Raw genomic sequence first — 15,744 nt, 5'->3', positions numbered from 1 at the left:
CCGAACGGAACAGGCGGTCCCACCACTCGCCCGAAACGTGAACGAGTACGTGCCGTATCGCTACAGGTAGCCGTCTGCGAACTCGTCGATCATCAGTTCGCGATCGTCCCCGAGCGGATAGAGAATCGGGCACTGGCAGCCACTCTCAGCGTATTCGCGGACTTTTTCCCGACATTGCTCGGGAGTCCCACTAGCTGTGAGCTTGTGGACGACGTCGTCCGGAATGAGTTCCATTCCCTGTTTGATGTCTTCCTTGTCCGCCGGCCAGCCGCCGATCGCGTCGCCGACCTCGTCGATGAGGTCCTGACTGACACCGCTTGCCTTCATGATGTGGGGCTGCTGCCCCAGATACTGAGTAATGAGTTCGCGTGCGTTGTCGAGCGCTTTGTCGACATCGTGGTCCATCGAACAGACGACCAGTTGCGGTCGGTCGATATCCTCGAGCGACCGGCCGCCGCGCTCTGCGCCGGTCGCGAGCGCGTCGAGTGCCTTCTCGTTGTACTCGGGACTGACGAGGTAGTTCATCACAGCGCCGTCGGCAAAATGACCCGTGAGCTCGAGCATTTTGAATCCGGTACCGCCGACGTACACTGGCACCGTCCGCGGTCCGGAGTCGCCGTGGACGACGTCGAGTTCCACGTCACGCATCTGAACGAACTCGCCGTCGTAGGTGACGTTCTCCATGTCCAGGAGGTCCTGTGTGACCTCGACGCATTCCCGCATCGCGCGGAGAGCACCGCTTCGGTCGATGCCGACCTTCTCTGCCAGTGGGTCCCACCAGGCGCCGATCCCACACTGGATGCGGTTCGGACCGGCGAGTTCCTCCAGTGTGCTCATCGTCTGGGCAATGAGTGCGGTGTTGCGCGTCCAGTTGTTGATAACGCCGGTCCCGAGCTTGATCTGGTCCGTGACGGCGGCGTACGCGCCGAGCGGCGTAATGCCGTCGCGTGCAAGTCGAGACTCCGCCTGCCAGATCTCGTCGATCCCCTGCTCTTCTGCGTACTGGACGAGTTCGAGATTCTCCTGTAACGAATGTTTGTCCTGCAGGTAGATACCAACACGGTCGCCTCTATCGAACACCTGTTTGCTACTGCTCATTGGAATTCCGTTGAGAAGTAATCCGAGGTCTACTAAATAAGTATGGGTGATAAACTCAGGCAATGCCGACCAACCGCCTACAGATCTGTACCGACCGGTTGTGCGAGTAGACCAAATCGGTGTGTCCCCCTTTGTCGATCATGTGCCACAGGACGGTTCGTGTGTCACGACTCGTTGGACGACCTGTCGAGTGCCGGCCGGTCGGAGCCGTCCCACTCGTCGGTCGAGCGGAGAATCTCACCGTTCCGAACGCCCGTCGTCGTCCCGTCCTCGACGGCCATCGCTCCGCCGACGAGAATATACTCGAAGCCGTCGGTGAGCTGGAACGGGTCCTCGTAGGTGGCGTTCTCCGACACGGCGTCAAGGTCGAATGCAACGAGGTCTGCGACGTACCCCTCCTTCACGTACCCCCGGTCGTCGAGTCCGAGGATGTCGGCGGGGTGGCCGGCCGCCTTGCGCGCCACAAGCGGCAGGGACAGTACATCGCGCTCCCGCACGTATCGCTCCAGGATGCGACCGAACGTCCCGATTGCTCTCGGATGGGGTTTGCCGCCGAAGATGCCGTCCGTACAGAACGTTCCTCGGTCGTCCGCGAGGAACCGCTCGATGTCTTCTTCCGACATGACGAAGTCCGCCATCGTCACGTCCAAGTGCTCCTCGACGAGGAGTTCACACATCGCATCGACCGGGTCGAGGTTTCGCTCGGTCGCGATTTCCTCGATCGTGTCTCCCTGGTAGTCGCCGCTCGCGGTCCGCGTGATGAGGATGTTGTCCCAACTGCCCGCCGCGCGAGCCAGGTTTTCCCACTCCCCGGGCGCCGAGATGTCCTCGGCGATACGTTCTCTGACGTCCGCCCGTCGCAGCCGTTCGAGGATGTCCGCCGTTTCGCCCTGTCGCGCCCACGGCGGCAACAGCGCGGTGAGCATCGTCGAGCCCGCCGTGTATGGGTACTGGTCGAACGAGACCCGTTGTCCCGCGTCGATCGCGTCGTCGAACAGCTCGAGGACGTCCATGGAGTTCCCCCAGTTCTGTTGGCCGCCCACTTTCAGGTGTGAGACGTGTGCGTGACAGCCGCCGCGCCGACAGAGTTCGAGATAGCGGTCGATCGATTCGACGACCCGGTCGGTCTCGTTCCACACGTGAGAGATCATAAACGAGTCCCGGGTCGCGAGCGTCTCGGCGAGCGCCTCGAGTTCCGGGTCGCGTCCGTAGGAACTCGGCGGGTAGATCATTCCCGTGGACAGTCCGAACGCGCCGCCATCGATCGCCTGCTCGAGCCCGTCCTGTAGATCGGCCACTTCTCCGGCCGCGAGTTCGCGGTCCTCGAAGCTGGCGATGTGCGATCGGAGGTTCCCGTGCGGGGCGTAGTGGGCAGCGTTGACGGCCGGCGCCGCCTCGTCGAGTTCGGCGAGATACTCGGCGACGGAGTTCCACGGCCATCTCCCGTCGATTGTCCCGTCCAGCGACTGGATACGCTTCTCCCACTCGGTCTTCAGCGCTTCGGGTACGGGCGCGACGCTGACCCCGTCCTGTCCGAGCACTTCGGTCGTGATACCCTGCGTGAGCTTCTCCTCGGCAGTGGGCTTGGAAATCAGTCGCAGCTCCGAGTGGGCGTGCATGTCCACGAACCCGGGGGCGAGATATGATCCGTCGAGGTCGACGTGCCGATCGGCACCGCTCGGTTCGTCGCTGATGCGTTTGATCCGACCGTCGTCGACTAGGACGTGTGCGCTGAAGACCGGCCCACCGGTGCCATCGAGAACGCGTGCGTTTCGGAACTCTACGGACCCCGTGCTAACAGACGACATGTGTCGACTCTCGTGGATGGGCTGTTTGGTTCTTTCGGTGAGTTGCACCGCGTCTGGCAGTGTTTGGCTGCTTCTCTGTGGTAGACCCCTTCGGAATGTTAAAGTTCGCCCCGATGGTGCGTTCCCACATGGCCGAAGTGAGTATCGACGAGCAGCGATTCCGCCGACGGTTCGACGAGTTCAGTGAGATCGGGGCGACCGACAACGGCGGGGTGAACCGCCCGAGCTTGTCCGACGAGAACAAGGAAGCCCGAGATACCATCGCTGAATGGTTTCGCGACGCCGATCTGACGGTCCGTATCGACGAGATGGGGAATATCTTCGGACGGCTATCCGGGGCGAATCCGGACGCCGATCCTGTTATGTTCGGCTCGCACATCGATAGCCAGTACAACGGTGGCCGATACGACGGTGTGATCGGCGTCCTCGGCGGCCTCGAAGTCGTCGAAGCCCTCAACGACGCCGACGAGACGACGACGCGCCCGCTCGAGATCGTCGCGTGGAGTAACGAAGAGGGCGTCCGGTTCCAGCCGGACATGCTCGGCAGCGGCGTCTTTTGTGACATTTTCGAACTCAACTACGCGTACGAGCGCGAGGACAAGGACGAGAAGACGTTCGGTGACGAACTCGAACGGATCGGGTACAAGGGCGACGAGCCCTGCGAACCCCACGACATCCACTGCTATTTTGAGATGCACGTCGAGCAGGGACCGTTCCTCGAGCAAGCAGACCTGCCCGTCGCGGCCGTCGAAGGCGTGTTTGGCTTCTCCTGGATGAACGTCACGTTCGAGGGGCAGGCGAACCACGCCGGCCCGACGCCGATGGATATGCGTCGCGACGCCTTCGTCGCGACGGCCGACGTGACCGACAGCGTCCGGCGGATCACCGCGACCGAAGGCACCGACCTCGTCGGCACCGTCGGCAGTGTCGACGTCTGGCCGAACGCGATTAACGTGATTCCCGAGAAAGTCGAGTTCACGATCGACTTCCGGTCGTACGACGACGAGGTCGTCGATGCAGCGGTCGAGCAGATCCAGCACGAGATCGCCCACGCGGCCGAACGAGAGGGCCTCGAGTACGAGTTCGAGGAGATCATGCGCGTCGACGCCGACCCCTTCGACCAGAGCTGTATCGAGACGGTCGTCGACGCCGCCGAAACGGTCGGCTGTGACTACACTCGTCTCGTCAGCGGTGCCGGCCACGATGCGAACTACCTCAACAAGATCACGCCGACGAGCATGATATTCGTCCCGAGCGTCGACGGCATTAGCCACCGCGAGAGCGAATACACGGAGTGGGAGGACATCGTGACCGGAACCGAAGTACTCCTCGAGGCCGTCCGGTCGAAGGCGTCAGCGTAGGCGATGTCCGAGACGGCCTCGTGTCAGTTCCGTTCGGCGTCATTACGACCACCGACTGCCGAGTTCACACCATCCGAGCGCGAAGTCGCGATGCGAGCGCGTCGGACATCACCACGAGCGCGAACACTGCAGCGATCGCAGTGACGAGTTTCTGATACTGTAGCCGCTGAATCGAGATGACGAGGTAGTAGCCGATCCCGCCGGCACCGACGAAGCCGAGTATCGTCGCCGAACGGATGGTACACTCCCACCTGTAGAGAGTGTACGACGCCACCGTCGCCGATATCTGCGGGACCATCCCGTGACAGACGGCCTGGAACCGCGTCGCCCGCTCGACGCGACCGCTTCGGTCGTCATCGGATCCGTATCCTCGAGGAAGTCCGCGTACAGTTTACCGAGCACGCCCGTGTTGTGAACGCCGAGCGCGAGCGCGCCGGCGAACGGTCCCAGTCCGACGGCGGTGACGAAGAGAAAACCCCAGACGAGGCCGGGGACCGATCGGAGAAACCCAACAGGAGTCTTGTACTGCGATGGAGTGCGTATCCGAGCGCGACTCGCGAGGAGGACGCACTCGTATACAGCGGTCCTTGATGTGTGACGGTCGATGCACTCGCGAGCGCGAGCGGGATCGCGAAGACTACGGCGAGGGAGGTGCCGATGATACTTATTGCGAGCGTTTCGACGACCGCCCACAGCAATCCGCCACGAAGGGCGTGACCGAAAAGAAAATCGCGGCTGACGTCTGGCGGATATCCTTCAGCGACGAGCAACCACATCTGGCCGCGAGCGTCCGACGACAGTAGGAGGACCGGATCGACATCGACGATCCACCCGGCCACTACGAGGACTACCGCCACCGTGAATACGTACGATAGTGATCGTTTCGAAAGAAGTGTACGACTACCGTGTAGATTGGCTTCGGCGTGCCGTTTAGTGTCTTCAGTCATGGGTGGCCTGCGTCGGTCATGGATGGCGTCTCTGACGAGCGATGATCCCGGAATCGCGGACGGAGCGGGAAAGCAAATACTACCCCGCGGGGATCGGTAGGATTGCGTCTCCGTCGTCACTCGTACGCGAGAATGTATCAATGTTATCCCGACATCGAACCGACCTTCCGATGACGGACTTCGCTCTACGATGGTTCGTCGTTCCGACGGACGAACGGGACCTCGAGATCGAGTTCGTGCGACTCGTATCGTCGTCTCGGTTCGTCAGGCAAAAGGCCGATGGCGATACTCGCAGCTCACCGTTGTCGATCCGTCGATGGATCGCAGCCGACGGTGTGACCGAATGAACGCTGCCGACCGCGACAGAAACCGTCCTCGCTCGCTACTCGAAGCGGACGCCGAGGTCGTGCATGCCGTCATTGTTCATCGCGAGGTTGATCAGAAGCGGCGTCACGCTCTCGACGACGCCGGTGTTCGCGAGCGGGCCGCCGTCGAGCGCCCTGAGGCCGTCGATGTCCTCTGCCAGCGCCATGACCGTCTCCTTCGCCTCGCCATCGTCACCGGTAACGACGACGTCGGCCTCGAGATCGTTCTCGAGGACGCTGAGCGCGCCCGCAGCGAGGTTCTGGAACGCACTCACGACCGGTACGTCGTCGGGGGCTGCGCGATCGATTGCTTCGGCGACGGATCCCGTTTCGGGCGGATCGTAGTGAAACCCGCTCGCGTCACGCGACATCTGGACTGCCGGACTGACGAGTACGTCGTCCTCGCCGAGGACGGGCCCGACCGTTTCGACCGTCTGCGGCGCGTATTCGGGCGGGACGCTGACGACGACGACTTCGGCGGAATCGGCGGCCGTTTCGTTACTATAGCCGGCGATATCGGGAGTGACGCCGATCTCTTTCAGTGACGAGTAGTATTCGTTCGCCTTTTGCTCGGCCTTGTCGGCGTCCCGCGATCCGATGACGACCGAGTGGTCAGTGTCCCGCGCCCAGCGCAGCGCGAGTCCCTGACCGATATCACCAGTACCTCCGAGGAGTGCAATCTCCATACAGCGACAATGTAGAGTACCCTTCAAAACTGTACTCGTCACACAGCGATCGGACAAACCGGCGACACAGTCGACACTGCCACATCACTGTGCCAACAGGCGTCTCGACACGTGGCGACCCGGACCTCGGACGACGCGAGATGCCACAGCTGTCCAACGAACATGGCGAGTCGGTTCGCTGGGTTTGGGCCGTCTCGGGCCGGCATTGAGGAAGTCACCCATAGATATATGTGTTGTTGTCTCGCATCCTACACCACGACGTGCGTGTGCGAGAGCCACACCTGCACCAATGGAGGGATTTCCGTGGAAATCGAACTAACGATCAACGACGAATCGACGACTGTGGCGGTCGAATCGGACGACGACCTGGCGACTGTACTGCGACGGAACGGCTACAAGGGCGTGAAGTGTGGCTGTGATAGTGGCGTCTGTGGCGCATCGAAGGTGTTCGTCGACGGTGAAGTGAAAATGGCCTGCGGCGTTGACGCCCGGAACGTCGACGGTGCGGAGATCGAAACGATCGAGGCGCTCGGGACACAGGACGATCTCCATCCGATTCAGGAGGCGTTCGTCGACCACTTCGCCGTCCAATGTGGTTTCTGTATTCCCGGCATGATAATCGAGGCCAAGTCGCTACTCGCGAATAACCCCGATCCGACCGAAGCTGAGGTACGCCAGGCCATCGACGATAATCTCTGCCGGTGTACCGGCTATCAGAAACCCGTCGAAGCGATCCTTGACGCCGCCGACCGAATGCACGGCGATCGATCGGTCGCCGCCGACGGCGGCTCACGGATCGACTCTCGCGGAACCGACGACACCGGTCACGACGGTGATTCCGATGAGTGACGACCCGAACGATCCCCAGACCGACGGTGGTACCGCGTCGAAGCCGACCTCGGAAGAGCCACAGGAGTTCGAAGAACACCCCCTCGAGTGGGACGAATCGGCGAACAACAACAAGGCACCGGGGGAGCGAAAGAGCGTTTCCCAGCCGGCCGAAAAGTTCGACGACCGCAAGCTCGTCACCGGACAGGCCAAGTACACCGCGGACTACGAAGAGCGATTCCCGGATCTCGCTCACGCCGCAGTCGTCCGCAGCGAGGTACCACACGGCCGCGTGACGGCCATCGACACGACCGAGGCCGAGGAACTGGACGGCGTCTACGCCGTTCTTACACCGTGGTCAGACGACGTGCCGGACGCGAAGTACACGAGCGCCGGCCAGTCGTACCCCGAACCGAGCCCGTGGGACATGAACGTGCTCAACGAGCACGTCCGCTACATCGGCGACCCGATCGCGGCGGTCGCGGCCGAGGACGCGACCACCGCTGCGGCAGCGGTCGACACCATCGAGGTCGAGTACGAGGAGTACGACCACGTCGTCGATCCCGAGGAGGCGTTCGACGAAGACGCTCCGCAACTGTTCGCCGACGACGAGGTTGAGAACAAAATCGTCGGCCACGACTACGACCGCAACCGGATGTCCAACATCGAGGGCGAGATCGGAGACGTCGACGCCGCGCTCGAACGCGAGAACGCGCACGTCCACGAAACCGAGTGGGAAACCATCCGGCAGTCCCACGCACAGATCGAGAAACACACGTCGCTCGCCTACACCGACGAGGACGACAGGAAAGTGCTCATCACGAGTACGCAGGTCCCGAACCACACTCGCCGCCAGCTGGCGCACCTGTTCGATATCCCGATTCGGGACATCAGAGTGAAGAAACCTCGCGTTGGTGGTGGTTTCGGCGGTAAACAGGCGATGGTCGTCGAGCCGATCCCGCTCGCGCTGTCGCTCGCGACAGACCGTCCCGTCATGTACGAGGCCTCCCGCGACGAAGAGTTCTACGCGATGCGCTCGCGTCACCCGATGAAGGTTCGTGCGCGTACGGCAGTCACCGACGACGGGACGATCGAAGCGATCGCCCTCTACGCGCTCTCGAACACCGGCGCGTACGGAAGCCACGGCATGACCGTCGCCGGGAACGTCGGCAGCAAGCCGATGCCGCTGTACTCGAAGGTACCGAACGCTCGCTTCGAGGCCGACATCGTCCACACAAACACGCCACAGACCGGTGCGATGCGGGGATACGGCGCCCCCCAGGGGACGCTCGCTCTCGAAGGTCACTTGGACGAGGTCGCGCGGGATCTCGACCTCGATCCGATCGAATTCCGCCGGCAACACTACATGGAGGTCGGTGACCTGGACGAGATCGCCGGCATGATGGGCGGCGAGGGCGCGGAGCGTCGTATCCGTTCCTGCGGTCTCGACGAGTGTATCGAGCGCGGCAAGGAAGCCATCGGCTGGGACGACCTCGAGCAACCTTCGGAGCCACACCGCCACCGCGGCATCGGCATGGCCCTGTCGGCCCAGGGGACCGGCGTCGCCGGCGACGAACTCGGCGCCGCACAGATCATGATGAACGAGGACGGCTCGTTCCACCTGCAGGTCGGCGGCGTGGACATCGGCACGGGCGCGGATACGGCGTTCATCCAGATCGCCTCCGAGGTGCTCGGTTGTGACGAAGACGACATCATCGTCAAATCCTCCGACACCGATAACACGCCGTTCGACTACGGCGCGTACGCCTCCTCGACGACCTACATCAGCGGGATGGCGGTGAAGAAGGCCGCCGAGGACGCCAAAGAGCGCATCCTCGAGTGGGCGTCGCGGATGCTCGACGAACCCGCGGAAAATCTGGAGACGCGCGACGGCGAGGTGTACAGCGAGGAGAGCGGAGAGGCGGTTACGCTCGAGGACGTCGGCTACGAGTCAGTGTACGGCCACGACGATCGAGAGCACATCCTCGGCAAGGGAACGCACTCCACGGAGGAGAGTCCGCCGCCGTTTGCCGCGCAGTTCGTCGACGTGACCGTCGACGAGCAGACGGGCGAGTTCGAGGTCAACAAACTCGTCGTCGCTGTCGACTGCGGCGTCGCGATCAACCCCGGAATGGCGGAGGGGCAAGTCGAGGGTGCCAATCACATGAGCTTCGAGATGGCCGTGAGTGAGGGTATCACCGTCGACGAGCAGGGCCGCGCAGAAGTCTCGGATTTCGACGAGTACGGGCTTCCGTCGGCGACGGAGACGCCGCCGATCGAGAGCATTCTCATCGAGACTCACGAACCGACGGGACCGTTCGGCGCAAAATCCGTCGCGGAGGTGCCGACCAACACGGTGCCGCCGGCACTCAGTAACGCGATCCGGGAGGCCGTCGACGTGCGCATCAACGAGATGCCCGTTACCGCCGAGAAAGTCAAGACGGCGCTCGACGAAAAGTAGAGCGTCTGCTTTCGATTTCGATCTTATCCGCTAACCAGTCGTCGTGGCCGTCGGCGTCTTCCGCAATGCGGGCCTGCTCGCGATTGACGACGTCCATGATGACGCCGCCTTTTTGCATGCGAGCGAACCCCTGTTTGACGAGTTCACTGCCTCGCTCGAGCTCCGTCAAGTCGGTTCGATCGTCGCTCGTCATACCGTCTCGAGTTTTCGACGGCTCGGGATTAACGTACTGGTGTGTCCCGTTCGCGTAGAAAATGTGCGACGTTTGCCCGCTGTGGGAGGATCGATCCCCGTTCCACGCGACGTTGCCTCGGCCGTGTTCGCTTGGCAGTTCGGCACAGTCGGCGAATACGCCCGCTCGGACGACCGATTCACTCGCAAAGGGCAGTTGATCAGCGATATCGTCCGTTCGCCGGCGATTCTCTCTTTTGCTTCCGACCGCTATCGTCACACTTCGGAGTAGCTATTTAGGTTCTCGAGACCGATACTCGGAGGAAGGGAGGGTCTCTCTCCCACGATGAGACTCATGCAACTCGAACTAGAGCTAAACGGCCAACAACGGACGTTCAAGGCGGAGAAATCGGACGTCCTGCTGGACGTACTGCGGCGAAACGGCTACACCGGCCCGAAACGCGGCTGTGATACGGGCGCGTGCGGGATGTGTACGGTCCAAATCGACGGCGAACCGGCGATGTCCTGTGTCACGCCGGCCGCGAAAGTCGCCGGATCGACGGTGGAAACAATCGAAGGACTGGGGACGCAGAGCGATCTCCACCCGCTTCAGCAGGCGTTCGTGGACAACTCGGCGCTCCAATGTGGCTTCTGTATCCCGGGCATGATCATGCGTTCGAAGGCGCTACTGGAGACGAATCCGGAACCGACCGAGACGGAGGTGCGGGAAGCGCTGGCGGACAACCTCTGCCGGTGTACCGGCTACAAGAAGATCGTCGAAGCGGTTCTCGAAGCTGCAGACCGAATGGACGGTGAGCAGACCGTGGCGGCAGATGGCGGGGAAAGCCGCTGCGAGGAGTTCCCCTCGACCTGCCCCCGTGAGGAGGGCCGATCGAAATGAGCAATCTGGAAGAGACACCGGGACGGAACGAGAGACCCGACGGCGATCGGGCGGAGGAGGAGGCCACGGAAGCGGACGCGTTTCCGGGGGAGAGTGAGGTGGCTGCAGACGACCGGAAATCCCGGGATGAGCGCGAGCATCTGACCGAGGACGTCGAGAAAGACGATGCTCGGAAAATCGTCACCGGGGAGGCCCGTTACACGGCCGATTACCGTGATCGCTTCCCGGAGCTCGCCGAAGGGAAAGTAATCCGGAGCGAAATCGCACACGGATACGTCCGTGACATCGATACGAGCGAGGCCGAAGCGATGGACGGCGTGTACGCTGTGATCACGCCGTGGGACGACGTCGTGCCCGACAAAGCGTACTCGAGTTCGGGCCAGTCCTACCCCGAACCGAGTCCCTGGGATCTGCGCGTACTCCGAGAACACGTGCGATACGTCGGCGATCCCATCGCAGCGATCGCCGCAACGGACACGGAGACGGCAGACCGCGCCGCGCGGACGATCGACGTCGAATACGAGGAACTGGACCCCGTCCTCGACCCCGAGACGGCGACGGATCCGGACGCGCCACAGTTATTCGATCCCGACGAGGTCGAGAACAAACAGCGCGGTGCCGACTACGAGCGGAACCTCGAGTCTCACTTCGAGGGCGAGCGAGGCGACGTCGAGCGGGTGTTCGATCGAACGGACGACGACCGGGTGATCGAGACGGAATGGGAAACACCATACCAGTCACACTGTGTCCCCGAACCCCACACGACGATCGCCCACACGGACGAGGACGGCCGGTACTCGTTCATCACTGCGACGCAGGTTCCGTTCCACACCCGGCGGCAGATCGCGCATCTGTTCGACGTTCCCATTCGCGACGTCCGCGTCACGAAACCCCGCATCGGGGCCGGCTTCGGTGCGAAACAGGAGATGGCGATCGAACCGATCGCGTTCGTACTCCATCTGGCGGCCGACCGGCCGGTCAAACTGGAGATGACCCGCCGCGAGGAGTTCTACGCGCTCCGGTTTCGCCATCCGATGCAGATGCGCATGCGGACAGCGGTGGACGAGGACGGGACGCTCGAGGCGATGGATCTGTATACGCTCTCGAACTCGGGGGCGTACGGCACCCACGGGATGACCGTCGCGAACAACGTCGGAACGAAACCGCTCCCGCTGTATCCGCGCGTTCCGAACGTCAGGTTCGAGGGCGACGTCGTCCACACAAACCTGCCGATGGGTGCGGCGATGCGCGGCTACGGCGCCCCGCAGGGCCATTTCGCAGTCGAGTCGCACATGGACGAGGTCGCGCGCCGGCTGGACTTCGATCCGATCGAGTTCCGCAAACGCAACGCCGTTCGAGAGGGGGATATCGACCGGAACGTCATCATACTGAAAGACGGCGATCGGTTCAGCCGGGAGATACGGTCGTGCGGACTCCGCGAGTGTATCGAGCGCGGGAAGGAGGCCATCGGCTACGACGATCTCGAGCAACCCGCGGAGCCACACCGCCACCGTGGCGTCGGAATGGCGATGATCGCCCAGGGCAGCGGCGTCGCCGGGCGAGAACTCGGCGCGGCCCAGATCAAGATGAACGAGGACGGCTCGTTCCACCTGCAGGTCGGCGGCGTCGACACCGGCACCGGCTCCGACACGATGTTCAGCCAAGTCGCCGCGGAGGTTCTGGGTTGTGAGCCCACGGATATCGTCGTTATCTCCTCGGACACCGACCTGACGCCGTTCGACTACGGCGCGTACGCCTCCTCGACGACCTACATCAGCGGTCAAGCCGTCAAGGAAGCGGCCGAAGACGCGCGGGAACGGCTCGTCCACTGGGGGTCGAAGATGCTCGATGAACCCGTCGAGAACCTGAAAACGGGCGACGGGCAGGTGTACAGCGAGGTGACCGGCGACGGCGTGTCGCTGAAGGAAATCGGGTACGAAGCGACGTACGGCCACGACGACCGCGAACACATCCTCGGTAAGGGCAATCACTCGACGGACGAAAGTCCGCCGCCGTACGGCGCCCAGTTCGTCGACGTGACCGTGAACGAAGAAACCGGCGAGTACGAGATCAACGAAATGGCGTTCGCCGCCGACTGCGGCGTTGCAATCAACCCCGCGCTCGTCGAAGGGCAGATCGAAGGTGGCGAGCACATGAGCCTCGAGTACGCCACCAGCGGCGGACTGGAGTTCGACGACGAGGGGAATCCGGAGGTGCTCGGCTTCCGACAGTACGGGATGCCACGGACGACCGATCATCCGCCGATGGAGACGATCATTGTCGAAACGCACGAACCGACCGGGCCGTTCGGCGCGAAGTCGATCGCCGAGCTCCCCACGAACGGCGTTCCGCCGGCGCTCAGCAACGCGATCCGTGACGCCGTCGGCGTCCGCGTGAACTCCCTGCCCATTACGCCCGACGATATCAGACGGGCCCTCGACGAACGCGACGACTAGTCGCCGATAATACGAAGCGGTCTTCCGAAATACCGTCTCCCGTCCCGAATCTCTCGAGGCGTACCGGAGTCGTCCGAACTATTATTATCGCTACTCCGCTATGGTAGAGCATGGCTTCCATCGGGATTCTACTGACCGGCGGGCCCTTCGACAGCGAGCGCTGGCGAACGGCGTACGAACTCGGAAAGGCGGCGCTCGGGAAAGGCCACGAAGTTTCGTTCTTTCACTACCTCGACGGGGCGCTCGTGCCCGTCGACGGACAGACGTTTCCCGACTGTTCAGACACTGGCCTCTACGACGAGATGCCGACGGAGAAATTTCAGGAACTCATCGCCGACGGTGCCGAGGTGATCTGTTGTGGCCTCTGTGTCGACGCCCGCGGTATCGACGCGCCGGACGATTATCCGGACGGCGTTGAGGTCGGACTCCTCCCCGATCTGGCGGACACGATCGGCGATGCAGACCGAGTGATATCGCTATGAAACGCGACGTCGTCGTGTTACTGACTCGAGCACCGTACGGGCGCGTGCACGTCCCGGAGGGGCTGCGGGCGGCGCGGGGCGTCGCCGCGGGGTTCGACCGGCACGACGTCACAGTCGTCTTCACGGAAGACGGCACGTATGCCGCCCGAAGCGACGTCGACCGAGACGCGCTGAACATGCCGGGGCACATCGCCGATCTGCGGGAACAGAACGGAGCGATGATCGTCGACGCCGCCGCGCTGACGGAGCGGGGTATCTCCACCGACGAGATCGCTGACGACGTGACTGTTCGCGCCGGCGACGAGGTTTCGGCGCGCATTCGGGACGCCGATTGCGTTCTGGACTTCTAACCATGCTATACCTGATAGACGAACCCATGGCCGATATCGGACTTCGAACTGCGGCGGACGACCCCGAGGCACGCGTCGTCCTCGTACAGGACGGCGTGTTCCTGTCTCCGGCGCTCGACGCGGAACTCTACGCAGTCGAGAAAGACGTCGACGTCCGCGGTGTCGACCTCCCCAAGGAAATCGAGGAGATCACGTACGACGATTTAATCGACCTGATAGTCGAGAACGAGGTGAAAAACTTCGTATGAGCGTGTTCGAACGAGTTACCGAACTGGTCGACGACGGCGAGGCGGCTGCGATGCTGACGATCGTCGACAAGGACGGGAGCGCTCCCAGGGACGTCGGGGATCGGATGCTCGTCACCGCGGACGGCGACTACGGCACGATCGGCGGCGGAACGGTCGAACACCTCGCCGTCGAGGACGCGCGAGCAGTGCTGAACGGTGAGGTCGACTCCGGCGTTCAAACGTACGAACTCGAGCCCGGCGGGAACACCGGCATGGTCTGTGGCGGCTCGATGGACGTCTTCATCGAACGAATTCGCGGACGGGCGCGCCTCTACATCGCCGGTGGCGGCCACATCAGCGTCGAACTCGCGGCGCTGGCGGAGCAGTTGGAGTACGACGTTACGGTGATCGACGACCGCGAGGAATACACCGACCCTGATGCGTTCCCGGACGACACAAACGTCATCCATGGAGAGTACGGGGAAACGCTGTCCGAGTTCCCGATGACGGCCGAAACATCGGTCGCGGTGGCGACGCGCAGCGGGACGTTCGATCAGCGCGCCGTCGCGGCGGCGCTCGACGGCAACGCCGGCTACGTCGGCCTCGTCGCCAGCGACACGAAGACGGAACACGTCATCGATTCGCTCGCCGAGGAGGGGTACAGCCGGCGAGAACTCGCGCGGGTCAGGGCACCAGTCGGGCTCGATCTCGGCGGGAGCGGCCCAGAAGACGTCGCGCTGGCGATCCTCTCGGAGGTGAACATGGATCGGTACGGTGCTGACGGACAGCGCGCGACGCGACTGAATCTCGACGACCTCGTCGTCGTCCGGGGCGGCGGCGACCTCGGAAGCGGCGTCGTCTACCGACTGCACCAGGCCGGGTATCCGGTCGTGGTGACCGAGGTCGAGCGACCGACCGTCGTTCGACGGAAGGTGGCGTTCGCGGCAGCGATGTACGAAGACGAGGTTTCGATCGAAGGCGTCGTCGGCCGCCGAGCGGCCGACGTGGACGAGGCGATCGAGATACTCGAGGACGATGCGGTACCGGTCCTCGAGGACCCGGGGGCTTCGATCGCGGCGACGCTCGATGCGGCCGTGGTCGTCGATGCGATACTGGCGAAAGGTCGGACCGATACGGGCACCCGCCGCGACGACGCGGACGTAGTCGTCGGTCTCGGTCCCGGATTCGAAGCCGGCGAGGACGTCGACGCCGTCGTCGAGACGGACAGAGGCCACGAGTTAGGTCGCGTTTTCTACGACGGCCGGGCGAGTCCGTACGACGGCGAACCGGGCGAACGGCGCGGCTACACGCACGAACGGGTCCTCCGCGCGCCGGGCGAGGAACTGTGGGAGCCCGTGGTCGAAATCGGCGATCTCGTTTCGGCGGGCGAGACCGTGGGTCACGTCGGCAACACCGACGTAGTCGCGGAAATCGACGGCCTCGTTCGCGGTCTCGTCCACGGCGGACTTGAGGTCAACGAAGGGGCGAAACTCGGCGATATCGATCCGCGCGGCGACGACGTCGACCCGGCGAAAATTTCGGATAAAGCGCTCTGTCTCGGCGGCGGCGTCCTCGAGGCCGTCCTGAAACTCAGCTAGCGACC

13 protein-coding genes and 1 pseudogene are annotated in these 15,744 nt (G+C 63.2%); 9 read left to right on the top strand and 5 right to left on the bottom strand.

The window, feature by feature from the left end:
• Positions 1-60 precede the first annotated feature (60 nt).
• Together LDH74_RS22320 and LDH74_RS22315 are read right to left on the bottom strand one after the other, a co-directional pair.
• Positions 61-1,098, bottom strand: a complete 1,038-nt coding sequence (locus tag LDH74_RS22320; protein ID WP_226042666.1) for an LLM class flavin-dependent oxidoreductase — start codon at positions 1,096-1,098, stop codon at positions 61-63.
• 164 nt (positions 1,099-1,262) lie between these two features.
• Complete coding sequence (locus tag LDH74_RS22315; protein WP_226042665.1) at positions 1,263-2,906, bottom strand: D-aminoacylase; 1,644 nt, start codon at positions 2,904-2,906, stop codon at positions 1,263-1,265.
• 128 nt (positions 2,907-3,034) lie between these two features.
• Here LDH74_RS22315 and LDH74_RS22310 point away from each other — a divergent pair, with 128 nt between their 5' ends.
• Positions 3,035-4,267 (top strand): Zn-dependent hydrolase, encoded by a 1,233-nt coding sequence (locus LDH74_RS22310; protein ID WP_226042664.1) that lies wholly within the window; start codon positions 3,035-3,037, stop codon positions 4,265-4,267.
• Positions 4,268-4,331: 64 nt separating this feature from the next.
• Here LDH74_RS22310 and LDH74_RS22305 read toward each other — a convergent pair whose 3' ends face one another.
• Together LDH74_RS22305 and npdG are read right to left on the bottom strand one after the other, a co-directional pair.
• The gene (locus LDH74_RS22305) at positions 4,332-4,565 is read right to left on the bottom strand and encodes a hypothetical protein (protein ID WP_226042663.1); all 234 of its coding nucleotides are present in this window, start codon (positions 4,563-4,565) and stop codon (positions 4,332-4,334) included.
• A gap of 1,031 nt (positions 4,566-5,596) precedes the next feature.
• Positions 5,597-6,265, bottom strand: a complete 669-nt coding sequence (npdG, locus tag LDH74_RS22300; RefSeq protein ID WP_226042662.1) for an NADPH-dependent F420 reductase — start codon at positions 6,263-6,265, stop codon at positions 5,597-5,599.
• Positions 6,266-6,568: 303 nt separating this feature from the next.
• Between npdG and LDH74_RS22295 the strand changes: the two genes are divergently transcribed.
• Together LDH74_RS22295 and LDH74_RS22290 are read left to right on the top strand one after the other, a co-directional pair.
• A complete protein-coding gene (locus tag LDH74_RS22295) occupies positions 6,569-7,114 on the top strand; it encodes a (2Fe-2S)-binding protein (protein WP_226042661.1) in 546 nt (181 codons plus the stop codon).
• Positions 7,107-9,554, top strand: a complete 2,448-nt coding sequence (locus LDH74_RS22290; protein WP_226042660.1) for a molybdopterin cofactor-binding domain-containing protein — start codon at positions 7,107-7,109, stop codon at positions 9,552-9,554. The genes LDH74_RS22295 and LDH74_RS22290 overlap by 8 nt, the downstream gene beginning before the upstream one ends.
• Positions 9,555-9,609: 55 nt before the next feature.
• On the opposite strand, the pseudogene LDH74_RS22285 reads toward LDH74_RS22290, so the two are convergent.
• Positions 9,610-9,747, bottom strand: a pseudogene (locus LDH74_RS22285) (pyridoxal 5'-phosphate synthase lyase subunit PdxS); the annotation flags it as partial.
• 333 nt (positions 9,748-10,080) lie between these two features.
• Between LDH74_RS22285 and LDH74_RS22280 the strand changes: the two are divergent.
• From LDH74_RS22280 to yqeB, 6 genes are all read left to right on the top strand, one after another.
• A complete protein-coding gene (locus LDH74_RS22280) occupies positions 10,081-10,626 on the top strand; it encodes a (2Fe-2S)-binding protein (protein ID WP_226042659.1) in 546 nt (181 codons plus the stop codon).
• Positions 10,623-13,082 carry a molybdopterin cofactor-binding domain-containing protein gene (locus tag LDH74_RS22275; protein ID WP_226042658.1) on the top strand — a complete coding sequence of 820 codons (2,460 nt, stop codon included), beginning with the start codon at positions 10,623-10,625 and terminating at the stop codon, positions 13,080-13,082. Before LDH74_RS22280 ends, LDH74_RS22275 begins: the two co-directional genes overlap by 4 nt.
• A gap of 110 nt (positions 13,083-13,192) precedes the next feature.
• Positions 13,193-13,564 (top strand): DsrE family protein, encoded by a 372-nt coding sequence (locus LDH74_RS22270; protein ID WP_226042657.1) that lies wholly within the window; start codon positions 13,193-13,195, stop codon positions 13,562-13,564.
• Positions 13,561-13,914 (top strand): DsrE family protein, encoded by a 354-nt coding sequence (locus LDH74_RS22265; protein ID WP_226042656.1) that lies wholly within the window; start codon positions 13,561-13,563, stop codon positions 13,912-13,914. The genes LDH74_RS22270 and LDH74_RS22265 overlap by 4 nt, the downstream gene beginning before the upstream one ends.
• 2 nt (positions 13,915-13,916) lie before the next feature.
• Complete coding sequence (locus LDH74_RS22260) at positions 13,917-14,162, top strand: DsrH/TusB family sulfur metabolism protein (RefSeq protein WP_345778568.1); 246 nt, start codon at positions 13,917-13,919, stop codon at positions 14,160-14,162.
• Positions 14,159-15,739: a selenium-dependent molybdenum cofactor biosynthesis protein YqeB gene (gene yqeB, locus LDH74_RS22255; RefSeq protein ID WP_226042654.1), complete on the top strand. Its 1,581-nt coding sequence runs from the start codon at positions 14,159-14,161 to the stop codon at positions 15,737-15,739. The genes LDH74_RS22260 and yqeB overlap by 4 nt, the downstream gene beginning before the upstream one ends.
• Positions 15,740-15,744: the final 5 nt, after the last annotated feature.

It is taken from the genome of Natrinema sp. DC36 (genome assembly GCF_020405225.1).
Lineage (GTDB): Archaea > Halobacteriota > Halobacteria > Halobacteriales > Natrialbaceae > Natrinema.
Note: the sequence above shows the minus strand (reverse complement) of the source record. Positions and strands in the feature narration are given on the sequence as shown.

Bases quoted from the DNA above. Each gene is read 5' to 3' on its own strand.
- LDH74_RS22320 (WP_226042666.1), bottom strand. From the start codon at position 1,098: ATGAGCAGTAGCAAACAGGTGTTCGATAGAGGCGACCGTGTTGGTATC.
- LDH74_RS22315 (WP_226042665.1), bottom strand. From the start codon at position 2,906: ATGTCGTCTGTTAGCACGGGGTCCGTAGAGTTCCGAAACGCACGCGTT.
- LDH74_RS22310 (WP_226042664.1), top strand. From the start codon at position 3,035: ATGGCCGAAGTGAGTATCGACGAGCAGCGATTCCGCCGACGGTTCGAC.
- LDH74_RS22305 (WP_226042663.1), bottom strand. From the start codon at position 4,565: ATGGTCCCGCAGATATCGGCGACGGTGGCGTCGTACACTCTCTACAGG.
- npdG (WP_226042662.1), bottom strand. From the start codon at position 6,265: ATGGAGATTGCACTCCTCGGAGGTACTGGTGATATCGGTCAGGGACTC.
- LDH74_RS22290 (WP_226042660.1), top strand. From the start codon at position 7,107: ATGAGTGACGACCCGAACGATCCCCAGACCGACGGTGGTACCGCGTCG.
- LDH74_RS22280 (WP_226042659.1), top strand. From the start codon at position 10,081: ATGCAACTCGAACTAGAGCTAAACGGCCAACAACGGACGTTCAAGGCG.
- LDH74_RS22275 (WP_226042658.1), top strand. From the start codon at position 10,623: ATGAGCAATCTGGAAGAGACACCGGGACGGAACGAGAGACCCGACGGC.
- LDH74_RS22270 (WP_226042657.1), top strand. From the start codon at position 13,193: ATGGCTTCCATCGGGATTCTACTGACCGGCGGGCCCTTCGACAGCGAG.
- LDH74_RS22265 (WP_226042656.1), top strand. From the start codon at position 13,561: ATGAAACGCGACGTCGTCGTGTTACTGACTCGAGCACCGTACGGGCGC.
- LDH74_RS22260 (WP_345778568.1), top strand. From the start codon at position 13,917: ATGCTATACCTGATAGACGAACCCATGGCCGATATCGGACTTCGAACT.
- yqeB (WP_226042654.1), top strand. From the start codon at position 14,159: ATGAGCGTGTTCGAACGAGTTACCGAACTGGTCGACGACGGCGAGGCG.